20 protein-coding genes are annotated in these 22,035 nt (G+C 71.5%); 16 read left to right on the forward strand and 4 right to left on the reverse strand.

From position 1 onward, the window contains the following. The first annotated feature begins 83 nt into the window (after positions 1-83). Genes KCH48_RS42920 through KCH48_RS17110 form a run of 3 tightly spaced genes read left to right on the forward strand, consistent with a single transcriptional unit; the run spans position 84 to position 2,870 of the window. The gene (locus KCH48_RS42920) at positions 84-980 is read left to right on the forward strand and encodes a S1C family serine protease (RefSeq protein ID WP_210574996.1); all 897 of its coding nucleotides are present in this window, start codon (positions 84-86) and stop codon (positions 978-980) included. Positions 981-990: 10 nt separating this feature from the next. Then, the gene (locus tag KCH48_RS17105; RefSeq protein ID WP_210574998.1) at positions 991-1,659 is read left to right on the forward strand and encodes a response regulator transcription factor; all 669 of its coding nucleotides are present in this window, start codon (positions 991-993) and stop codon (positions 1,657-1,659) included. After that, on the forward strand, positions 1,656-2,870 hold the full coding sequence (locus KCH48_RS17110) for a cell wall metabolism sensor histidine kinase WalK (RefSeq protein WP_210574999.1): 1,215 nt from the start codon (positions 1,656-1,658) through the stop codon (positions 2,868-2,870). Before KCH48_RS17105 ends, KCH48_RS17110 begins: the two co-directional genes overlap by 4 nt. 80 nt (positions 2,871-2,950) lie before the next feature. Here the strand turns inward: KCH48_RS17110 and KCH48_RS17115 are convergent, their stop codons facing one another. Then, the gene (locus KCH48_RS17115; protein WP_210575058.1) at positions 2,951-3,622 is read right to left on the reverse strand and encodes a 1-acyl-sn-glycerol-3-phosphate acyltransferase; all 672 of its coding nucleotides are present in this window, start codon (positions 3,620-3,622) and stop codon (positions 2,951-2,953) included. Between the two features lie 400 nt (positions 3,623-4,022). Here KCH48_RS17115 and KCH48_RS17120 point away from each other — a divergent pair, with 400 nt between their 5' ends. The 3 genes from KCH48_RS17120 to KCH48_RS17130 all read left to right on the forward strand — a co-directional run bounded on the left by KCH48_RS17120 (position 4,023) and on the right by KCH48_RS17130 (position 6,309). Continuing rightward, positions 4,023-5,186 (forward strand): glycerophosphodiester phosphodiesterase, encoded by a 1,164-nt coding sequence (locus KCH48_RS17120; RefSeq protein ID WP_210575001.1) that lies wholly within the window; start codon positions 4,023-4,025, stop codon positions 5,184-5,186. A 74-nt stretch (positions 5,187-5,260) separates the two neighbouring features. Continuing rightward, entirely contained in the window at positions 5,261-5,767 is a 507-nt protein-coding gene (locus KCH48_RS17125; protein WP_210575003.1) for a sigma-70 family RNA polymerase sigma factor, read from the forward strand. 44 nt (positions 5,768-5,811) lie between these two features. Beyond that, complete coding sequence (locus KCH48_RS17130) at positions 5,812-6,309, forward strand: GNAT family N-acetyltransferase (protein ID WP_210575005.1); 498 nt, start codon at positions 5,812-5,814, stop codon at positions 6,307-6,309. Between the two features lie 79 nt (positions 6,310-6,388). On the opposite strand, the gene KCH48_RS17135 is transcribed toward KCH48_RS17130, so the two are convergent. After that, the gene (locus KCH48_RS17135; RefSeq protein ID WP_210575007.1) at positions 6,389-6,829 is read right to left on the reverse strand and encodes a hypothetical protein; all 441 of its coding nucleotides are present in this window, start codon (positions 6,827-6,829) and stop codon (positions 6,389-6,391) included. Then, entirely contained in the window at positions 6,810-7,169 is a 360-nt protein-coding gene (locus KCH48_RS17140; protein WP_210575010.1) for a hypothetical protein, read from the reverse strand. Before KCH48_RS17140 ends, KCH48_RS17135 begins: the two co-directional genes overlap by 20 nt. Before the next feature lie 69 nt (positions 7,170-7,238). On the opposite strand from KCH48_RS17140, the gene KCH48_RS17145 reads away from it, so the two are divergent. The 9 genes from KCH48_RS17145 (at position 7,239) to KCH48_RS17185 (ending at position 19,869) form a co-directional block, all read left to right on the forward strand. After that, a complete protein-coding gene (locus KCH48_RS17145; protein WP_210575012.1) occupies positions 7,239-7,886 on the forward strand; it encodes an HAD family hydrolase in 648 nt (215 codons plus the stop codon). A gap of 318 nt (positions 7,887-8,204) precedes the next feature. Then, complete coding sequence (locus KCH48_RS17150; RefSeq protein ID WP_210575014.1) at positions 8,205-9,239, forward strand: methionine ABC transporter ATP-binding protein; 1,035 nt, start codon at positions 8,205-8,207, stop codon at positions 9,237-9,239. After that, positions 9,239-9,973 carry a methionine ABC transporter permease gene (locus tag KCH48_RS17155; protein WP_210575016.1) on the forward strand — a complete coding sequence of 245 codons (735 nt, stop codon included), beginning with the start codon at positions 9,239-9,241 and terminating at the stop codon, positions 9,971-9,973. The genes KCH48_RS17150 and KCH48_RS17155 overlap by 1 nt, the downstream gene beginning before the upstream one ends. Before the next feature lie 56 nt (positions 9,974-10,029). Then, on the forward strand, positions 10,030-10,860 hold the full coding sequence (locus KCH48_RS17160; RefSeq protein WP_210575018.1) for a MetQ/NlpA family ABC transporter substrate-binding protein: 831 nt from the start codon (positions 10,030-10,032) through the stop codon (positions 10,858-10,860). A 143-nt stretch (positions 10,861-11,003) separates the two neighbouring features. Continuing rightward, positions 11,004-11,627 (forward strand): GNAT family N-acetyltransferase, encoded by a 624-nt coding sequence (locus KCH48_RS17165; RefSeq protein WP_210575020.1) that lies wholly within the window; start codon positions 11,004-11,006, stop codon positions 11,625-11,627. Between the two features lie 111 nt (positions 11,628-11,738). Beyond that, complete coding sequence (gene cbiE / locus KCH48_RS17170; protein WP_210575021.1) at positions 11,739-12,947, forward strand: precorrin-6y C5,15-methyltransferase (decarboxylating) subunit CbiE; 1,209 nt, start codon at positions 11,739-11,741, stop codon at positions 12,945-12,947. A gap of 367 nt (positions 12,948-13,314) precedes the next feature. Continuing rightward, a complete protein-coding gene (gene cobT / locus KCH48_RS17175) occupies positions 13,315-17,487 on the forward strand; it encodes a nicotinate-nucleotide--dimethylbenzimidazole phosphoribosyltransferase (RefSeq protein WP_210575023.1) in 4,173 nt (1,390 codons plus the stop codon). 266 nt (positions 17,488-17,753) lie between these two features. Beyond that, complete coding sequence (gene cobA / locus KCH48_RS17180; protein WP_210575025.1) at positions 17,754-18,986, forward strand: uroporphyrinogen-III C-methyltransferase; 1,233 nt, start codon at positions 17,754-17,756, stop codon at positions 18,984-18,986. Positions 18,987-19,050: 64 nt separating this feature from the next. Next, positions 19,051-19,869: an RNA methyltransferase gene (locus KCH48_RS17185; protein WP_210575027.1), complete on the forward strand. Its 819-nt coding sequence runs from the start codon at positions 19,051-19,053 to the stop codon at positions 19,867-19,869. On the opposite strand, the gene KCH48_RS17190 is transcribed toward KCH48_RS17185, so the two are convergent. Beyond that, entirely contained in the window at positions 19,866-21,320 is a 1,455-nt protein-coding gene (locus tag KCH48_RS17190; protein ID WP_210575060.1) for a serine/threonine-protein kinase, read from the reverse strand. The two genes, KCH48_RS17185 and KCH48_RS17190, sit on opposite strands and share 4 nt — an antisense overlap. Before the next feature lie 196 nt (positions 21,321-21,516). Between KCH48_RS17190 and KCH48_RS17195 the strand changes: the two genes are divergently transcribed. Continuing rightward, complete coding sequence (locus KCH48_RS17195) at positions 21,517-21,792, forward strand: hypothetical protein (RefSeq protein WP_210575029.1); 276 nt, start codon at positions 21,517-21,519, stop codon at positions 21,790-21,792. The last annotated feature ends 243 nt before the right edge of the window (positions 21,793-22,035 follow it).

The raw sequence follows: 22,035 nt of genomic DNA on the forward strand, positions 1-22,035 counted from the left end.
ACACCGGCCCTCCCGGCTCACCGGGGGAGCAGGGGCTTGACGCACCGGACTGGGGTGGAGGCGCGGCGCCGCGGGAGGCGCCCATGCCCGACGTTCCGCACATCGGTCTCGGCCACCCGCGCGGCCCAGCCTTTGTGCCCGGGCGGCCCCCGGCGCCCCTCGACCCGTACGCACACACCACTCCCGTCACTCCCACCCCCTACACCACCCCGCAATCGCCGCCCCCGTCCCCTCCCCGCACCGCCGGTACCCGTACCCGCCGCCCCCTCACCGCCGCGGTCCTCGCCGCCGTCCTCGCGGGCGGGTGCGCCGGATACGTGGCCGGAGCCTTCGGGGACAGCGACCCCGCCGCCCCGGCCGCCACCGTCCCCTCCGGTGACCTCGAAGCCGTGGCCGCCCGGGTCCTGCCCAGCGTGGTCTCCGTGGTGACCGCGTCCGGGCAGGGGTCGGGGTTCGTGTTCGACGAGCGGGGGCGGATCCTCACCAACGCGCATGTCGTGAACGGGAGTTCGCGCGTGTCCGTCGAGTTGCAGGACGGGCGCCGGCTCAGCGCCCAGGTGATCGGCGACGACCCCGCGCACGACGTGGCGGTACTGGAGCCGGAGACGGCACGCGGGCTGCGGGCCGCCGAGCTCGCCACCGCCGGACGCCCGGCCGTCGGCGACACGGTCCTCGCCATCGGCTCCCCGCTCGGCCTCAGCGGCACCGTCACCTCCGGCATCGTCAGCGCCCTCGACCGACCCGTCACACTGGGCGAAGGCACGGGCGGCGGACGGCAGCAGCGCGCGCTGCAGACCGACGCCTCGATCAACCCCGGCAACTCCGGCGGACCGCTGGTCGACGCCGACGGACGGGTCATCGGCATCAATACGGCCATCGCGACGTTGGACCGGCAAAGGGGCGGCTCCATAGGCATCGGCTTCGCGATCCCCGTGGCCGACGCCGCGGACGCCGCGGAGACCATCATCGACGGTGGGTAGGTGGTCGTACATGAGACTGCTCGTGGTCGAGGACGAGGAGGACCTGGTCGTCGCCCTCAAGGTCGGGCTGGTCAGGGCGGGCTACGCGGTCGACGTCGCCCCGGACGTGGACACCGCGACCGAGAAGCTCGCCGTCAACGACTACGACCTCGTCCTGCTGGACCTGAACCTGCCCGACGGCGACGGCTTCGCGGTGTGCCGCGCCATCCGCACCACCCCCGGGGGCCCCCGCATCCTGATGCTCACCGCCCGCGACCGGCTCGCCGACCGGGTACGCGGCCTCGACGAGGGCGCCGACGACTACCTGGTCAAACCCTTCGCCCTGCCCGAACTCCTCGCCCGCATCAGGGCGTTGCTCCGCCGCGAGGACGGCGGCACCTCGGTCGTCGAGGTGGGCGAACTGCGCCTGGACACGGCCCGCTTCGAGGCGTTCCGCGGCGCACGCCAACTCCAGCTCACACCCAAGGAATTCGGCGTCCTGCACTATCTGATGACCCGCCCCGGACGGGTCGTACCGACCGAGGAACTGCTGGAGCACGTCTGGGACGAGCACGCGGACCCGTTCACCAACACCGTGCGGGTCACCGTCGGCTCGCTGCGCCGGAAGATCACCGGTGACGGGGATCCGCTCATCGAGACGGTGATACGGCAGGGCTACCGGCTGAAGGAGACGTCATGAAGTCCCTCCTACGGCGTCTGCGGCTCCCGGCGTTCACCCACACCATCCGCTTCCGCCTCACCGTCCTCTACTCCGGCCTCCTCTTCGTCCTCACCGCCCTCGTCCTGCTCGGCACCTATCTCGCCGTCGAGCGCAGCGGGGAGGCGAAGCCGGTCACCAAGCAGTTCTCGGTCACGAAGATCGTGAACGGCGAGGAGGTCGGGGAGTTCGATGCCGTGAAGGTCGAGCAGGTCGAGGCGGCCGTCAACTACGAGACGCTCGCCAACCTCCGCCGCTTCTCCCTCGCCCTGCTCGGCGGCCTCGCCGTCGCCAGCCTCGCCATCGGCTGGATCCTCTCCGGCCGCGCGCTGCGCCCCGTACGCGCCATCTCCCGTACGGCCGCCGACATCCAGGCCACCGACCTCTCCCAGCGCATCCGGCTGGGCGGCCCCAAGGACGAGCTGCGGGACCTCGCCGACACCGTCGACTCCATGCTCGACCGGCTCGACGAGGCGTTCCGCGCCCAGCGCCAGCTGATCGACGACGCCTCCCACGAACTGCGCAGCCCGCTCGCCATCATCCGCGCGAATGTGGACGCCGTCCTCACGGCCGAGGAGTCCGACGAGGAGGAGCGGCGCATCGCCGCCCGCAGCGTCGACCGCGCCACCTCCCGGATGACCCGCCTGGTCGAGGACCTCCTCGCCACCGCCCGCCGCAGCGCGCCCGCCCTCGCCGACGCCGACGTCGACCTGGCCACCGCGGCATCCGAGGCCTGCGAGGACTTCACCCCCCTCGCCGCCGAACGCGGCCTCACCCTCCACCGCCGCCTCGCCACCGGCCTCACCGTCATCGGCGACCACGACGCCCTCCGCCGCGCCGTCGGCAACCTGCTCTCCAACGCCGTACGACTCTCCCCACCCGACACCCTCATCACCGTCGCCGCGGGCCGCACCGAGGGCTGGCTCTGGGTCGCCGTCCGAGACGAGGGCCCCGGCATCATCGACGACGACCAGTCCCGCGTCTTCGACCGCTTCTGGCGAGCGAAGGGCAACGGCGGCAACCGAGACCGGCACGCAGGCCTGGGCCTCGCGATAGTCCGCCAGATTGTGGAGTCACACGGCGGCCAGATCCGCCTGTTCTCCCGGGTGGGCGAGGGCTCGACGTTCGTGCTGTGGTTCCCCGCGCCGGGCGCAAAAACAAGCGGCGGACCGCCGGAGGAACAACCAACGTGACCCTGCAATGGGGCCGCGGTGGTGCGCCCCTTCAGGGGCGCGGGGAACTGCGCGACCAGCCCCCACGAACCCGCAGACGACTACGCAGCCTTGGCCTTAGTCGCGTACATATCCACGTACTCCTGCCCCGACAACCGCATGACCTCAGCCATCACGGAATCGGTCACAGCCCGCAAAACGTACCGGTCGCGGTCCATCCCCTCGTACCGCGAAAACTCCATGGCCTCACCAAAACGGACAGTCACGCGGCCAGGCCGCGGAATCCCCGCACCCCCCGGCTGCAACTTATCCGTGCCGATCATCGCGAACGGCACAACCGGCGCCCCGGTCATCAGAGTCAGCCGGGCGATCCCCGTACGCCCCCGGTACAGCCGCCCGTCGGGCGAGCGCGTGCCCTCCGGGTAGATGCCGAAGACCTTGCCCTCCTCCAGGATCCGGCGCCCGGTCATCAGCGCGGCCACACCCCCGCTCGCACCGTCCCGGTCCACCGGGATCATGCCGACGCCGGTGAAGAACCAGGCCATCACCCGGCCCTTGAAGCCCTTGCCGGTGACGTACTCGTCCTTGCCGATGAAGAGGACCTGACGGTCGCAGACCAGCGGCAGCACGATCGAGTCGATGAACGTGAGGTGGTTGCCGGCCAGGATGACCGGACCGTCGCCGGGGATGTGCTCCGCGCCCTCCACCCGGGGGCGGAACATCAGGCGCATGATCGGTCCGAGCACTGCCTTGATGAGCGCGAAGCGGGACAACGGGCCCTCCGGTGTCAAGGGATTCGGTATAAGTCTGTGCAGGTGAGGACGATACTCGCGGCCCCGGGGGTAGCGCACATCGGGAATGACGGGTTCACCGAGGTCTTACGCACTGTTGACCCAGGTTTACCTGCGGTGGCGTCCCGATGCGCGCCGGTAATGCGACCGGAACGATGTGACGGAGGTCGCGCCCGCCGGGACCACGGCGCCTCAACCGTGTCAACCACCGCCTACCCGGAACGATGCACTCGATGCCGACGAACCGTCAGAAGCCCGAGCCCAAACCCGAGCCCACACGACATCGGGCGTCATCCCCGTGTTCCGCCCCCGGTCTCCCGCTCGTCATGCGCACGCCCCTACGATCGGCCCGCATCAACGGGCAGAACGAGGGAGGGCGCTCATGGGGACGCAGGAGTCGGACGAGCAGGCGCGCGGGACCGGACGACGGGCGGTGCTCGGCGCGGCGGTGCTGGGCGCGGGCGGAGCGGTGCTCGGGCTGCCCGGCACGGCGAGCGCCGACGCACGCCACGGGGGTGGCGGTGTGAGGAGCCTGCCCGTACCGACGATCATCGGCCACCGGGGTGCCAGCGGCTACCGGCCGGAGCACACCTTCGGCGCGTACGAGCTGGCCCTCGACATGGGCGCCCATGTCGTCGAGGCCGGCGACCTGGTGCCGACCAAGGACGGCCACATCGTCTGCCGCCACGAGCCCGAGATCGGCGGCACCACCGACGTCGCCGACCACCCGGAGTTCGCGAGCCGCAAGACCACCAAGGTCCTGGACGGCGTCTCCACCACCGGCTGGTTCACCGAGGACTTCACGCTCGCCGAGCTGAAGACCCTGCGCGCGATCGAGCGCATCCCGGCCAACCGCCCGCACAACACCCTCTACAACGGCCGCTGGGAGATCCCCACCTTCGAAGAGGTGCTCCGGTGGCAGGACGAGCAGACCCGCAAGCGCGGCAAGCAGGTCTGGATCTACCCCGAGACCAAGCACCCCACCTACTTCCGCAAGCTGGGCCTCGGCCTGGAGGAGCGGGTCGCCAAGCTGCTGCGCAAGTACGGCAAGGACCGGAAGAATTCGCCGGTCATCCTGCAGTCCTTCGAGCCGACCAGCATCCAGCGCCTGAACAGGCTCGTCGGCAACCCCCTCGCCGTGCTGCTGTCCGGCCCCACCACCCGCCCCTGGGACTTCGTCGAGGCCGGTGACCCGCGCACGGTCGCCGACCTGGTCAAGCCCGAGGGCCTGAAGTGGATCGCCTCCTACGCGGGCGGCATCGGCCCCACCCTCGACCTGATCATCCCGAGGGACGCGAACGGCAACCTCACCAAGCCGACCACGCTGGTCAAGGACGCCCACGCGGCGGGCCTGATCCTGCACCCGTGGACGCTGCGCAACGAGAACCCCTTCCTGCCGGCGAACTTCCGCAAGGGCACCGACGCCGACGCGTACGGCGATGTCTTCGGCGCCTACAAGACCTACTTCGCCACCGGCATCGACGGCGTCTTCACCGACCAGCCGGACACCGGTCTGCTGGCCCGCGAGGACTTCGTCAACGGCTGAGCGCTCCACCCCGGTTGGGGTGACATCCGGCCGTCCGGGCAACCCGCAGCCCGGGCGGCCGCGTCGTGTCGCATATGACGGACGACCTGGTAACCGCACTGCGCCCGCTGCTCACCGCCGAGGCCTCCGCGGAGGCACATGCCTCCGGAACCGAACCCGGTGACCTGGAGCAGGCGGTCTGGCTCCGCCTCCTGGAGCACCTGGACACGGAGGGTCCGCCGAGCGACCCCCAGCGCTGGCTCCGCGAGGCCGTCCGCTCCGAGGTCCGCCGCACCCGCCGTACGACCCGACACGAACGGCCGTACGACACCGAACCCGCCGACACCAGCGACCACGGCCCGGAACACCTCACCCTCACCGCCGCCCGCCACCGCGCCCTGCGGGACGCCGTGCGCCGCCTCCCCGGCCGCTGCCCCAGCCTCCTCGAAGCTCTCCTCTCGCCGAAGGACCTCACATACCGGGAGATCGCGGGGGAGTTGGGTATCTCACAGGGCAGTCTCGGTCCGGAACGTTCCAGATGTCTGGGATGTCTGCGTCGATTGCTGACGCCGGAGGTTGCGGCCCGCGAAGCGCGGGGATAGGAACGAGGAACAACAGGCGACAGGTGAGCGGGAGGCGTGCACACATGGGCATGAGCGTGACCATCTCCGTGGCGGCCGAGCAGGATGCCGAGCAGATCTTCCGGCTGCAGTACCTCTGCTTCCAGAGCGAGGCGGCGCTGTACGGCAACTACCGCATCGACCCGCTCGTCCAGCCCCTGGACTCGGTCCGTGAGGAGGTCGCCAAGGACTGCGTCTTCGTCGCCCGCCTCGGCGACGAGGTGGTCGGCTCGGTCCGCGGCGCCCTCACCGACGACGGCGCCGCCGCCATCGGCAAGCTCTGCGTCCACCCCCGCCTCCAGGGCCACGGCATCGGCGCGCGACTCCTGCGCGCAGCCGAATCCGCCCTCGCCGAACAACACGGCGCCAAGCGCTTCCGCCTCCACACCGGCCACCGCAGCGAGGGCAACTTGCGGCTCTACCGCAAGGTGGGCTACCAGACGGTGGGCACGTCGAAGGGCGAGGACGGGGTACCGATGATCGTCCTCGAGAAGGCAGCGGGTTCATATGCGGCAACTGCTTGACGAGCGCCGACACTGACGCCCCTAGGGGCGCGGGGAACTGCGCGACCAGCCACAAACTGCCGGAAGTCGCCGACGATGATCAGCCAGGCTGCTCGGCGCGCGACTTCCGCAACCAGTACATGGCAGACACGGGCAACAGCACAGGGATGAACAAATACCCCATGCCATAGTCCGACCACACGGTCGCATCAGGAAACGCCGACGGATCCACCAACGTCCACGTACCGACCGTCAACACCCCCAAAAGCTCCGCCCCGCAGCACACCAACGCCACCTTGCGGGCCGTCTCCCCACCCCGCACCAGCGAGTACGTGATGAAGCCGTACACCAGCCCCGCCACCGCCGACAGCGAGTACGCCAGCGGCGCATGGTCGAACTCCGTCGCGATCTGGACGACAGAGCGCGACACCGCACCGACGACCATCACGCCGTACAGCCAGACAAGCAGCATCCCCGGCCCGCTGATGAGCCGGCTCCGCTTCTTCTCCGTGGCGGTCACCTCAGCCTCCCCAGATGTCATAAAGCCGCACCTCAAGAACCGCCATCACCACAGCACCGGCCGCCACCGTCACGGACCCCCACCGCGTCCGCTCGGCGAGCGACATGAACCCGGCCGCCGGAATACACGCGAACGCACCCACCAGATACGCGACGAAAATCGTCGTACCCTGCTCCGGCTCGTCGCCCTGCGCCAACCGCACGATCCCGATCACCAGCTGCACCAGGGCCAGTACCGTCACCACGGCCATGCCGATGAAGTGCCAGTCCTTGGTCGGCTGATCTCGGTACGCCGCCCACCCGCACCACGCGGCGAGCAACAGCGCGGCGACCCCGGTCGCCAGCGTCAGGGCATCAAACATGCGGCGAGCCTATTACGGCCCAAAAGGCCTGCTGCGGCGGCCCCCGGGGTGCACCGTAGGGTCGAGGGCATGAAGATCCGTGCACAAGCCCTCCTGTTCGACAACGACGGCACCCTCGTCTCCTCCCTCGCCTCCGTGGACCGCTGCTGGGCGCGCTGGGCCGGGGAGTACGGCATCACGGAGGAGTTCGGCAGGGTCGAGCTGCACGGACGGCCGGCCGTCGAGATAGTCGCGGAGCTGCTGCCCGCGCAGGTGGTGCCGGAGGCCCTCGCGCGGATCGAGGCGCTGGAGGTGGAGGACGTACCGAACGGGGGCGTGCACCTGCTGCCCGGCACGAAGGACTTCCTCGACTCGCTGCCCGCCGACCGCTGGGCCGTGGTCACGTCCGCCACCCGCAGGCTCGCCGAGGCTCGGCTCGACGCCGTCGGCATCCTCCCCAAGACCATGGTCACCGCCGACGACATCACCCGCGGCAAGCCCGACCCCGAGCCCTACCTGCTGGCCGCCCGCGAACTGGGCGTCGACCCGGCCCACTGCGTCGTCTTCGAGGACGCCCCGGCCGGGCTCCAGTCGGGTCGCGCCGCCGGGATGACCACCGTGGCGTTGGCCACAACCCACCAGGCCCATGAGCTGGACGCCGATCTGGTGGTCACCGACCTGTCGGCCCTGTCCGCGCTGGTCACCGATGGGGGAGTGGAGATCTCCGTCCGCCGCTGACACTTGTCCACCGCTGTCCAGCATGCGGACAGCGGTGCTCGGTAAGGACCGTAGGTCTGGTTTACTGATCGCATGACCACGACGAGCTGCCGCACCCTTGCGACCGAGGCGACCATGACGCCCGGTGCTCGTTGTATGTGTCGAATGTGCGCCTTCTAGAGGGCCCCCGCACGACCCCTTGAGCCTCGCGCCCCGAAGCGAGCCGCCGTGGCATGTCCGTACGCCGTTCGCCGTACGTGACCCCCTTGCCCGCGCACATCTTCTCTCCCGTACCAGGGCACACCCACGCCCGCGTACTCGACAGTGACGGAAACCCCAGTGATCACCACATCCGGCCTGACAAAGGTCTACCGCGGCCGCGGACGTGAGGTGACCGCCCTCGACGGCGTCGACCTGCACGTCCGCGAAGGCGAGGTGTACGGCGTCATCGGCCAGTCCGGCGCCGGCAAGTCCTCGCTGATCCGCTGCGTCAACCTCCTGGAGCGCCCCACCGCCGGCACGGTCACCGTCGCCGGCCAGGACCTCACCGCGCTCGCCGGGCGCGGACCGCGTGCCGGCAAGGAGCTGCGGCAGGCGCGCAGCCGTATCGGCATGGTCTTCCAGCACTTCAACCTGCTGTCCTCCCGGACGGTCCAGGACAACGTCGAGCTGCCGCTCGAAATCCTCGGCACGTCCGGCAAGGAGCGCTCCCGCAAGGCACTTGAGCTGCTGGACCTGGTGGGTCTGGCGGACAAGGCGAAGGCCTACCCAGCCCAACTCTCCGGCGGGCAGAAGCAGCGCGTCGGTATCGCCCGCGCCCTGGCCGGCGATCCCAAGGTGCTGCTCTCCGACGAGGCCACCAGCGCCCTCGACCCGGAGACCACCCGCTCGATCCTCCAGCTGCTGCGCGACCTGAACCGCCAGCTGGGGCTGACCGTCCTGCTCATCACCCACGAGATGGACGTCGTGAAGTCGATCTGCGACTCGGCCGCGCTCATGGAGAAGGGCCGCATCGTCGAGTCCGGCACGGTGAGCGAGCTGCTCGCGACCCCCGGCTCCCAACTGGCCGCCGCCCTCTTCCCGGTGGGCGGCGAGGCCTCCGCCGACGACCGCACCGTCGTCGACGTCACCTTCCAGGGCGAGGCCGCCACCCAGCCGGTCATCTCCCAGCTCTCACGCACCTACAACATCGACATCTCGATCCTCGGCGCCGCCATCGACACCGTCGGCGGCCTCCAGGTCGGCCGCATGCGCATCGAACTGCCCGGCCGCTACGAGGACAACGTCGTGCCGATCGGCTTCCTGCGCGAACAGGGCCTGCAGATCGACGTGTTGGGCCAGGAGCCCGTACTGCTCACGGAAGGTGCGAAGTAATGACCTGGGCTGATTTTTCGGCGAAGCAGCCCCTGCTGGAGCAGGCCTGTTGGGACACCCTCTACATGGTCGGCTGGTCCACGCTCATAGCGATCGTCGGCGGCCTTCCGCTCGGCGTCCTGCTGGTCCTCACCGACCGGGGCGGACTGCTCCAGAACGTCGTCGCCAACAAGGTGATCGGGCAGATCGTGAACGTCGCCCGCTCGATGCCGTTCATCATCCTGATGGTCGCGCTGATGGGCTTCACACGCTCGATCACCGGCACGACCATCGGCCGCGAGGCCGCCATCGTGCCGCTCGCCATCGGCGCGATCCCGTTCTTCGCGCGCCTCGTCGAGACGGCTGTCCGCGAAGTGGACGGCGGGCTCGTCGAGGCCGTGCAGTCGATGGGCGGCAACACCTGGACGATCGTCCGCAAGGTCCTCGTACCCGAGTCGCTGCCCTCGCTGATCGCCTCCACCACGACCACGATCGTCGCCCTCATCGGCTACTCCGCGATGGCCGGCACGGTCGGCGCGGGCGGCCTCGGCGACATCGCCATCCGCTACGGCTACCAGCGCTTCGAGACCGAGCTGATGTGGCTCACCGTCGCGATCCTCGCCGTGGTCATCTCCCTCATCCAGTTCGCCGGCGACTACGCGGCCCGCTCCCTGCACCGCCGCGGGGGCACCTCGGGCCCCGCGCCCAAGCTTCGGTTGCTGAAGGCGTCCACAGCCACCAGCAAGACCGTCTGAGTTCTCCCCGTCCACCCATCACGGGGTTGCACCACCCATCAGGAAAGGCACTTTTCGTGCGTAACACCGCCAAGATCACCACCGCCGTCCTCGCCGCCGGAGCCCTCACCCTCGGGCTCACCGCTTGCGGCTCGGACAACGACAACGCCGGCGCCGACGCGCCGCTGACGGTCGCCGCCACGCCCACCCCGCAAGGCGAGATCCTCACCTACGTCAAGGACAACCTGGCGACGAAGGCCGGTCTCGAGCTGGAAGTCAGGGAGTTCACCGACTACGTGACTCCGGACACGGCCGTCCAGCAGGGCGAGGTCGACGCCAACTACTTCCAGCACCAGCCGTACCTGGACGACTTCAACAAGGAGAACGGGACCGACATCGTGGCCGTGCCCGACGCCACGGTGCACCTGGAGCCGCTCGGCGTGTACTCCCACGGCGTCAAGAAGCTCACGGACCTGAAGAAGGGCGCCACGATCGCCCTGCCGAACGACACCACCAACGAGGCCCGCGCGCTGAAGCTGCTGGAGACCAACGGCGTCATCAAGCTGAAGTCGGGCGTCGGCTACGAGGCGACCCCCAAGGACATCGCCTCCAACCCCAAGAACCTCCAGTTCAAGGAGCTCGAGGCGGCCCAACTGCCGCGCTCCCTCGGCGATGTCGACGCCGCCGTGATCAACGGCAACTACGCCCTGGAGGCCGACCTCAGCCCGGCCGAGGACGCCCTCGTCGCCGAGTCGCCCAAGGACAACCCGTACGGCAACTTCCTCGCCGTGAAGAAGGGCGACGAGGACGACCCGCGCGTGCGGAAGCTGGCCGAACTGCTCACCTCGCCCGAGGTGAAGAAGTTCATCCAGGACAAGTACGACGGCGCGGTCGTCGCCGCCTTCTGACGGCGCGTATACGGCGTTTCGCCACGCACGGGGTCCGCACGCTCACTTGGTGTGGACCCCGTGGTGCGGTTCAGTGCTTTCATGCTGCATGCTGGGCAGTTCAGCAGGCCCCGCAGGTTTTCCCGAAGGTTACGGAGTGGCGCATGACGAGCACCTTCCCCGACATCTCCATCAGCACGGAGCGGTTGGTGCTGCGCCCCTTCGAGGCGCCGGACATCGACTCCCTGGCCGAGATGATGAACGACGAGATGGTCACCGCCTGGACCTCGGCCCCGCACCCCTACACCCGGGCCCACGCACGTGCCTGGGTCACCGAACAGGCCCCCGCCGAGCGCACCGACGGCCGCGGGATCGTCTTCGCGGTCACCGAGTTCCTCACCCAGCGTCTCGTCGGCATCGTGCACCTGCAGAACACCGACTGGCGGGTGCGGGCCAGCGAGATCGCGTACGTCATCGCCCCCTGGGCCCGCGGTGAGGGCTATGCCTCCGAGGCGGCCCTCGCCACCGCCCAGTGGCTGTTCCACGACCAGAAGTTCGAGCGGCTGGAGCTGCGCACCGCCGCCGACAACACCGCCTCCCAGCAGGTCGCCCAGAAGATCGGGTGCATCAGTGAAGGCGTCCTGCGCAACGCCTGGATAGCCCGCAGCAGAACCGAGAGCGGCGACTGGGCCGACGTACGCACCGATGTGATCGTGTGGAGCCTCCTGCCGGAGGACCTCGCGGGCGTCGGCGACGGCGGGTTCACCGAGCTCGCCGACTGGAACTGAGCCCGCGGCCGGCCACCACCCTCGCGGGTCTCCCGACGCCACCAGGTACTCTCACGGAGCCCGGTACGGGCCCCCTGACGACCTGTGCAAACCCTCTGGAGACTGACGACGATGGCCGACCGGGTCACGGTGATCGGCTGGGACGGTTCGCCCCTGACCGCCGCGGCACGCGCGGCCCTGGGCGCCGCCACGCTGGTGGCCGGCACCGCCCACCACCTCGCGATCCCCGAGGTGCCGCACACCGCCGAGCGGATCCGCCTCGGCAGCGTCGCCCTCGCCGCCCGCCGCATCGCTCGACACCGCGGCACCGCGGTGGTGCTCGCCGACGGTGACCCCGGCTTCTTCGGTGTCGTACGGACCCTGCGCGCACCCGAGTTCGGCCTGGAGGTCGAGGTCGTCCCCGCCGTCTCCTCCGTGGCCGCCGCCTTCGCCCGCGCCGGGATGCCCTGGGACGACGCCCACGTGGTCGTCGCCCACCGGCGCACCCTGCGACGCGCGGTGAATGTGTGCCGCGCCCACACCAAGGTCGCCGTCCTCACCTCACCCGGCGCCGGACCCGCCGAACTCGGCCTGCTCCTCGAAGGCGTCCACCGCACCTTCGTCATCTGCGAGGAACTGGGCACCGACCGCGAGCAGGTCACGATCCTCACCTCCGACAAGGCCGCCGACCACACCTGGCGAGACCCCAATGTGGTCATCGTCATCGGAGGAACCGCCGGCGGAGCCGAGGGCGGCTGGATCGCCGGCCGTGAACCGGCCGCCGGGCCGCGCGGCTGGACCCTGCCCGCCGCGGCGTACGGCGGACTCATGGGCGAGGGCGAACTGGAACCGCTCCGCGCGGCCCAACTCGCCCGCCTCGGCCCGCGCGTCGGCGACCTCGTGTGGGACATCGGCTGCGGCAGCGGCGCCTTCGCCGTCGACTCCGCCCGGGCAGGCGCGGCCGTCATCGCCGTGGACAGCGCGATCGAGGCCTGCGCCCGCACCGAGTCCGCCGCCCGCCACCACGGCGTCCAGCTCCAGGTCGTGCACGGCGGCGCCCCGCACGTCCTGGAGAACCTGCCCGAGCCGGATGTCGTCCGGGTCGGCGGCGGGGGAGCGGCCGTGGTCTCCGCGGTCGCCGACCGCCGCCCGCAGCGCATCGTCACCCACGCCGCCACCCGCGACGCCGCCGAACTCGTCGGCCGCGACCTGACCGAACACGGCTACCGGGTCGAGTGCGCCCTGCTGCAGTCCGTCGAACTCGACACGCGGGCCTGGACGGAGCGGGAACGGAGTGTCGCGTTCCTGCTCAGCGGCGTCCTGCCGGAGCGCGCGGGCTGATCCCGATCTCGTCCCCGTGATCCTGTTGTCGTACCGCGCGCGGTAGGCTGGCCGATCGTTGTACCGCACGCGGTCGCCCGGCGCTTCGTCGGTCAATGTCCGGAAAGGGCACCCGTTTTGGGGTGGCTGTGGTACGGCAGAACCGGAGGACGCGCAACGTGGCGCAGTCCACAGCGGTCTCGTCGCGATCATGCTGTCGTGACGGGGGAACGGCCGCGACAATGCCAGTTAATGGCTTTGTCGTCATTTGTCGACGGGTCGTTCGTGCCGCTGGGCACGCACGCTCGTTCTTCACTGCGGGGGCGGTCGGTGCGCCGTCCCCGGTGAGCAGGTCGTAGAAGCACTAACCGATGGGCGAGGGGTACGCATGACCGACACCGGCCAGGTCCCGGGCGAGGGGCTGCCGGAGAGCGCAGGCATGGTGGAGCAGCCGGGCGCCCCCGCGCACGGTGCGTACACCTACCTCTCCGAGACCACCGCCGAGGACGAAGACCTGTTGCTGCTGCCGGGCGCCCAGGGCGCGTGGGGCAACGAGGTACCTCCGCCCGCCCCCGAGCCGGTCGTCGAGGCCGTCCATGAGCCGGGCCCGCACGAGACCGCCGGCCGCGACAGCGGCAACGTGGACCTCAGCGGCGTCCGCCTGCCCACGCAGACGCCGCCGTCCACCCCGGCGACGACTCACCGCCGCCCGCTGCACCTCGGCCCGCCGACCCCCGACCAGTCCACCAGCCCGGTCCGCTCCCTCGCCGACCGCGGCCCCGCCGGCACCCCCGCCGGCCGGCCGGGCCCGTACCCGACCGGCCCTGAGTACCTCGACGTCCCGCAACCGCGCGACTCCGCCCCGCAGGGCGCGTCTCCCTGGGGCGCCCCCGCACCGGGCACGGTCCAGGCCCAGGTGCACACCGAGGCACCCCCTGCGGAAACGGTTGTCCCGACCGACCCCGCCGCCGAGCCGGTGGGCATGGCTCAGGTCGCTGTGGCGGCTCCGCGGACGGCGGAGGCGGAGCAGGGCGCGTACGGCGTGGAGGGCGCGGAAGCCGCTGAGAGCGGCGAGGAGTCGTACGGCGGAGAGGCTGTGCCGGGTTCTGGCTGGGGGTACGGGGCGGACGGTGCTCCGGTTCCGACCGCTCCGGCGGTCCCGGCGGACGGGGTTGGGCCGGAGACCGGGCAGGTGCCCGCTGAGGCTGCCGGCTCAATCGGCGAGGTGCCCGGGGCTCCGGCTCCCGAGGCCGACGCTGCCGGACCGCAGGCCGGGGCGGCGCAGGATGGTGCGCCCGCGGCGGACGACGGTCAGGCCGCCGGAGCCGAGTCCGGCGCCGATACGGGGCCGGTGACCGAAGGGCTTCCGCTTTCGGATGCCGGGCAGGCGCTGCCTGAAGGTCCTGCGGTGCTGGATGCGGGGCAGGTGTCTGAGAGCGCTGCCGTGCTCGATGCGGGGCAGGCGCCTGCGAACGCTGCCGTCCCGGATGCGGGGCAAGTGCCTGAGAACGCTGCGGCCCCGGATGCCGGGCAGGTGACCGAAGGCCTTCCGGATCCGGATGCCGGGCAACTGCCGGAAGGCCCCGCGGTCCCGGATGCCGGGCAGGCGCTGCCTGAAGGTCCTGCGGTGCTGGATGCGGGGCAGTTGCCTGCGAACGCTGCGGTCCCCGATGCCGGGCAGTTGCCTGAGACCGCCGCGGTCCCCGATGCCGGGCAGTTGCCCGATGGCTCTGTCACCCCGGACGCCGGACAGGTGGCCGAGGCTCCGTCCGCTCCCGAAGCGGAATCGCTGCCCGACATGGGCGTTGCCTCGGATGCCGCTCACGCTCCGACGACGATGACCGCCCCGGACGTCGGCCTCCCCGAGGCCGGGCACCTCGCAGAAGTCAGCGCCCACCAGGACGCCGGTCAGAGCCCCGTCGCCGCAGGCTCGCTGGACGCCCCCGAGGTCGTACCCACCGCGGAAACACCCGCACCGGAGCCCGCGCACGCTCCCGCCCCGGCCGCCCCGGAGCCCGTACACGCCTCTGATCCGGCCGCACTGGATCCCGCACAGTCCTCCGATCCGGCCGCCCCCACGACCACTCAGGCCCCCGACCCGGCCGCCCCGCAGCCCGTACAGGCCTTCGATCCGGCCGCCCCCACAACCCCGCCCGCCCCCACCCCGGCCGCACCCGCCTCCGCATCCGCGTCGGACCCTGACCCCGCCCTGCCCGCTCCCGCGCCGCACACCCCCGAATCCGCCCTGCCCTTCCCGGCGGCCCCGCAGGCAGCAGCGCAGCCCCTCCCGCCCCCCGGCGTCGAGATCCCGGCGCAGGACCCGCACGAGCAGCCGGTCGTCGACGCACATCACACGCAGGGCCCGCAGCACGCGGCCCCGCACACGCCCCTCGTCGGCGAGCAGCCGGAGGCCCACGGCATGGCCGTAGACCCGCCGATGGACGGTGCGGAGGCGCCTCAGCCGCTTGCCGCCGAGGACGTGACGCCGGCTGAACTCGTCGACGAACAGGCGCAGTTCGAGGAGGCCGTCGCCCCCGACCAGGACGGCGATGTCACGGGCACCTTCCCGGCCGCCGGTGTGCCGGAGGAGTCGATGGGCCAGTTCGTCCCGGTGGAGGGGTCCGTGCCGACGACCCCGCACCTCGCGCCGACGCCCCCGGAGGCCCTCCAGTTCCCGGCGGACGACCACCACCAGGAACCCCCGGTCGTCGTCCCCGTAGCGGCGGAGCCCGACCCCGAACTCGTACAGCATGCGGAGGACCTGGACACCCGGGCCGCCGACCTGGAAGAAAGCACGGCCGTAGTGGCAGAGACACCAGAGTCCACCGGCCCGGCCGCGCCCGCCTACGAAGACGCCGAACGCGAGGCCGTACTCAAGGTCATGCGGGAACGCCGCGACATCCGCAACGGCTTCCGCAGCGACCCCATCCCGCACGAGGTGCTGCTCCGTGTCCTGGAGGCGGCGCACACCGCCCCGTCGGTGGGCCACTCACAGCCCTGGGACTTCGTGGTCATCCGCTCCGCCGACACCCGGCGCACGATGCACGAACTGGCCATGCGCCAGCGCGACGCCTACGCCAAGTCGCTGCCCAAGGGCCGGGCGAAGCAGTTCAAGGAACTGAAGATCGAGGCCATCCTCGACACCCCGGTGAACATCGTCGTCACCGCCGACCCGACCCGCGGCGGCCGGCACACGCTAGGCCGCCACACGCAGCCGCAGATGGCGCCGTACTCCTCCGCGCTCGCGGTCGAGAACCTCTGGCTCGCCGCCCGCGCCGAAGGCCTCGGCGTCGGCTGGGTCAGCTTCTTCGACGAGCGCGAGATGGTCCGCACCCTCGGTCTGCCCGAGCACCTCGAAGTCGTCGCCTACCTCTGCGTGGGGTACGTCGACGAGTTCCCGGAAGAGCCCGAGCTGCTGCAGGCGGGCTGGTCCAAGCGCCGCCCGCTGTCCTGGGTCGTGCACGAGGAGACGTACGGCCGCCGCGCCCTGCCCGGCGAGGACCCGCACGACCTGCTCGCCGAGACCGTCGCCCAGATCCGCCCGCTGGACGCCAAGGCGCTCGGCGAGGCCTGGGAGCGGCAGAAGCGGATGACGAAGCCGCCCGGCTCGCTCGGCATGCTGGAGATCATCTCCGCGCAGCTCTCCGGCCTGTCCCGGCAGTGCCCGCCGCCGATCCCGGAGCCTGCCGCGGTCGCGATCTTCGCGGGCGACCACGGTGTGCACGCGCAAGGAGTCACCCCTTGGCCCCAGGAGGTGACGGCCCAAATGGTCGCCAACTTCCTCGGCGGCGGCGCGGTCTGCAACGCCTTCGCCGGCCAGGTGGGCGCCGAGGTCTGCGTCGTGGACGTGGGCGTGGCAGCCGACCTCCCCGCCACGCCGGGCCTCCTGCCCCGCAAGGTCCGCGCCGGTACGTCCGACATGACCACCGGCCCCGCGATGACCCGCGAGGAGGCCAAGCAGGCCATCGAGGTCGGCATCGAGACGGCCCGCGACCTGGTGGCGGCCGGCAACAAGGCGCTCCTCACAGGCGAGATGGGCATCGCGAACACGACCGCGTCCGCCGCCCTGATCTCGGTCTTCACCGACACGGACCCCGCCGAGGTCACCGGCCGCGGCACCGGCATCAACGACGAGACCCTGGCCCGCAAGACCGAGGTCGTCCGCCGCGCCATCGACGTCCACCAGCCGGACCCGGCCGACCCCATCGGCGTACTTGCCGCGATCGGCGGCTTCGAGCACGCGGCGATCGTGGGCCTCCTGCTGGGCGGCGCGTCCCTCCGCACGCCGGTCATCCTCGACGGCGTCAGCGCCGGCGCCGCCGCCCTGGTCGCCCGCGCCATCGCCCCCGAGGTCCTGGCCGCCTGCATCGCCGGCCACCGCAGCGCCGAACCCGGCCACGTAGCAGCCTTGAACAAGCTGGGCCTCCGCCCCCTGGTCGACCTCGACCTCCGCCTCGGCGAGGGCACAGGCGCACTCCTGGCCCTGCCCCTGGTGCAGAGCACGGCGAGAGCGATGCACGAGGTGGCGACGTTCGACTCGGCAGGGGTAACTGAGAAGTAGCTGGGCAGGGGGACTCGCGTCCCTCGCCACGCCGCGCGGTCGCGGTTGTGGCAGGCCGTGGGTCTGTGGGCAGTCGTTCCGCAGGGCGATGGGGGTCCCCCCGCTCGAGCGAAGCCGAGAGTGGGGGAGGGTGGGCACAGACCCACGCACCCGCACCCGGCAACGACGCTCAGCAACCGGACACCTGATCCGCCCTCCCCGCACGCACCGTAAAATCCGCACGTCAGGGCATCCGTACCGCCGCCGCAAAGAGGAGCCGCACCCTCATGGCCGAACACCCCGCCTACCCCGTAGGCCTCCGCCTCACCGGCCGCCGGGTCGTCGTCCTCGGCGGCGGCCAGGTCGCCCAGCGCCGCCTTCCGGCACTCATCGCGGCGGGCGCCGACATCGTGCTCGTATCACCCGAGGCGACCCCGTCGGTGGAAGCCATGGCGGACGCGGGCGAGATCACCTGGCACAAGCGCCCGTACGCCGAGGGCGACCTCGCCGACGCCTGGTACGCCCTCATCGCCACCAGCGACCACGAGGCGAACCACCTCGCCTCGTCCGAAGCCGAACGCCACCGCGTCTGGTGCGTACGCTCGGACGACGCCGACGCGGCCACCGCCTGGACCCCCGCCACCGGCCACAGCGAGGGCGTCACGGTCGCCGTCCTCACGACCGAGGCACGCGGCCGCGACCCCCGCCACACCGCCGCCATCCGCGACGCGGTCGTCGAGGGCCTCCGCGACGGCACCCTCGTCGCCCCCCACCACCGCACCCGCGCCCCCGGCGTCGCCCTGGTCGGCGGCGGCCCCGGCGACCCGGACCTGATCACGGTCCGCGGACGCCGCCTGCTCGCCGAGGCCGACGTGGTCATCACCGATCACCTGGGTCCGCGCGACCTGCTCGCGGAGCTGCCCGCGAGCGTCGAGGTGATCGACGCCGCGAAGCTGCCGTACGGCCGGTTCATGGCCCAGGAGGCCATCAACAACGCGCTGATCGAGCATGCCAAGGCGGGCAAGTCGGTCGTACGCCTCAAGGGCGGCGACCCCTTCGTCTACGGCCGCGGCATGGAGGAGGTCCAGGCGCTGGCCGAGGCCGGCGTCCCGTGCACGGTCGTGCCCGGCATCTCCAGCTCGATCTCGGTACCGGGCGCCGCCGGAATCCCGGTCACCCACCGCGGTGTCGCGCACGAGTTCACCGTGGTCAGCGGTCACATCGCCCCCGACGACGAGCGCTCCCTGGTCGACTGGCCGTCCGTCGCCCGGCTCACCGGCACGCTGGTGATCCTCATGGGCGTCGCCACGATCGGGAAGGTCGCCGAGACGCTCATCGCCCACGGCAAGTCCCCGGACACGCCCGTCGCCCTGATCCAGGAGGGCACGACAGCGGGCCAGCGCCGGGTCGACGCGACCCTCGCGACGGCCGGCGAGACGGTGCTCACCCACGAGGTGAAGCCGCCGGCGGTGATCGTCATCGGCGAGGTCGTGAACGTAGGCCCGCACCCGCACGCGTAACCCGGGGTAACAGAACCCGTCCCGAGCCGTTGGCACCGCACGCACGACAAGGCAGTATCACCCTGTGGCCGATCTCATCACCGTCCAGGACCCCGACGACCCGCGCCTGCACGACTACACGGGCCTGACCGACGTAGAGCTGCGCCGGAAGCGCGAGCCCGCCGAGGGCCTGTTCATCGCCGAGGGCGAGAAGGTCATCCGGCGGGCGAAGGACACCGGCTACGAGATGCGTTCGATGCTGCTGTCCGCCAAGTGGGTCGACGTCATGCGCGACGTCATCGACGAACTCCCCGCACCCGTCTACGCGGTCAGCCCGGAACTCGCCGAGCAGGTCACCGGCTACCACGTGCACCGCGGCGCGCTCGCCTCCATGCAGCGCAAGCCCCTGCCGACGGCGGCGGAACTCCTGCAGACCGCACGCCGGGTGGTGGTCATGGAGTCCGTGAACGACCACACCAACATCGGCGCGATCTTCCGCTCGGCGGCGGCGCTCGGCATGGACGCGGTCCTGCTGTCGCCCGACTGCGCGGATCCGCTGTACCGCCGCAGCGTGAAGGTCTCGATGGGCGCCGTCTTCTCCGTGCCGTACGCCCGCCTGGACACCTGGCCCAAGGGCCTGGAATCGGTCCGCGAGGCCGGTTTCACCCTCCTCGCCCTCACCCCGGACGAGAAGGCCAAGACCCTCGACGAGGCCGCGCCGCACCGGATGGACCGGGTGGCCCTGATGCTCGGCGCCGAGGGCGACGGCCTGTCCACCCAGGCCCTGGTCGCCGCCGACGAATGGGTCCGCATCCCCATGTCCCACGACGTCGACTCCCTCAACGTGGGAGCGGCGGCGGCGGTCGCCTTCTACGCCGTGGCGACCGGCCGCCCTCAGCTCTAAGGCCTGTCCGCAACCTGCCGCCCGTCCAACGACGGGTCATGCGGTGGTACGTCCATCCGCTCCTGCTGTCGTACGACGTCCCCGTCGCCGCCGAGCCCACTTGAGGGCCCCTGACAGCCCTGGGCCGCCGCGATGCCGAGCGCGACCAGCAGGGTCACGACGACGAACACGAACAGCCGCTGTCGCAGGAGCCGCGGATTGGCGGGCCGCATCCCGGTGCCCGTGGTCCGGGGAGCGGGACGACCGTTGCCACCGCGTGGGGTCGGCCTGCCGCCGTTGCCCGAGCGTGTCGAGTTCCGTGCGGGAGTGGTCCGTGGGGTGCCCTGCCGGGGAGTCGATGTGCCGCTGCCGCGTGAGCCATTGGCGCCGCGCGGAGTGCCGGGGCCCCGCTGCGGAGTTCCGTTCCGCGACGGCGGCGCCGTGTCCCGCCCGGTGGCGGAGCCGCGCGACCCGGCGACGGGTCCCCGAGGCGCGGGCGGTCCGCTCTGCGCGCCCGGTGCCGGTCCAGGCTGCCCCTGCGGGCGCCGCTGGAGACCGCGCTCGGGGTAGGTGTCGGCGAGCCGCCCGGTGGGCCGGTCCGCCTCCCCGGTGCGGGGTGCGGGCGGACGCGCCTCGGCGATCCCCTGTGCCTCGCGGGCCGCGATCTCCTTCAGACGGAGCGACAGCTGGAGGGTGCTGGGGCGTTCCTCGGGGTCCTTCGCCAGACAGGCCCGAACCAGCGGGGCCAGCGCGTCGGGAACGCCGCGCAGCTGCGCCTCCTCGTGCACCACCCGGTACAGCATCACTTCGGAACTGCCGTGCCCGAAGGGCGAGTCGCCCATCGAGGCGTACGCCAGCGTCGCGCCGAGGGAGAACACGTCCGTGGCCGGCGTCACCGCGGCGCCCCGCACCTGCTCGGGGGCGAGGAAGCCGGGCGAGCCGACGGCCGTGCCGACGTGGGTGAGGGTGGAGGCGCCGGTCGCCCAGGCGATGCCGAAGTCGATGATCCGCGGCCCCTTCGGGGACAGCAGGATGTTGGACGGCTTCAGGTCCCGGTGTACGACCCCGGCCTCGTGGACGGCGACCAGCCCCTCCGACAGGGCGGCCCCGACGGCGGCGACATCGGCGGCGACCAGCGGCCCCTCGCCGGCGACCTTGTCGTGCAGGGAGGGGCCGGGCACGTACTGCGTGGCGAACCACGGCCGTTCGGCGTCGAGATCCGCCGCGACCAGCCGGGCGGTGCAGCCGCCCCGGATCCGCCGGGCCGCCGACACCTCGCGCGCGAACCGCGACCGGAACTCCTGGTCCTCCGCCAGATCGGGCCGGATGACCTTGAGGGCGACCCGCTGCCCCTTCTTGTCGGAGCCCAGGTAGACCACGCCCATCCCACCCGCGCCGAGCCGTCTGTGAAGCCTGAATGAGCCGACGACGCGCGGGTCCTCGCGCCTCAGGCGCATCATCGCCATGTTCATCCCCGCTGCCCGGTCCCTGTGACGTGGCACAGCTTACGTTTCCACGGCCGCCCGCGCGCAGAGGCCGCGCCCTCTCGGCCCGATGGATTGTCAGTGCCGGGTGGGAGACTTGAAGAGTGGTCAGGGAGCGTGCGAGCAGGCGGACTTCGGGTGCGTGCGGATCCCAACGACCCGTCACAGAAGGGGGATTGAACCCGTGAAGGGTGATCGCGTGGAGATAGTCGTGGACGCCGGGGACACGACGCGCACGTACGAGGTGGTGGCGAGCAGGGCGGGCCGCAGGGTGGAGACGGCGGTACGCCGAGGTGTCGTGGAAGTGAGCGAAGTCACCAGAAGCGGTTCTGTGGTGCGCACGGCCCGTTTCATGGCGAACCGGGTCCTGGCGCTGGTCGAGCAGCCGATACCGCGGGAGGACAGCTCGGAAAAGTCAGGACACAGCGGGCGCCCCCTCAGGGAAGACCCCGAGACGTAGAACCCCGTCTCCACCCAGGGGAGTACTCCGCGGGGAACCGCTCATCCTCCGGGAGGCCCGGCAATCGGTACGAGGGCATGACGCCCCCGGCTCGCCGCGCCCCTAGATTGGAAGTCAAGCGGCGGGGGCAGCACTCCCCCCCCCAGGGCAGACACCCGCCGCTGCCAACGACAACTGAGTTCGGTCAGGAGAGGGACCATGGCCCAGACGGCACCGCGGACGATGATCCGCACACAGGGACGC

It is taken from the genome of Streptomyces sp. GESEQ-4, from assembly GCF_017948455.1.
GTDB lineage: Bacteria > Actinomycetota > Actinomycetes > Streptomycetales > Streptomycetaceae > Streptomyces.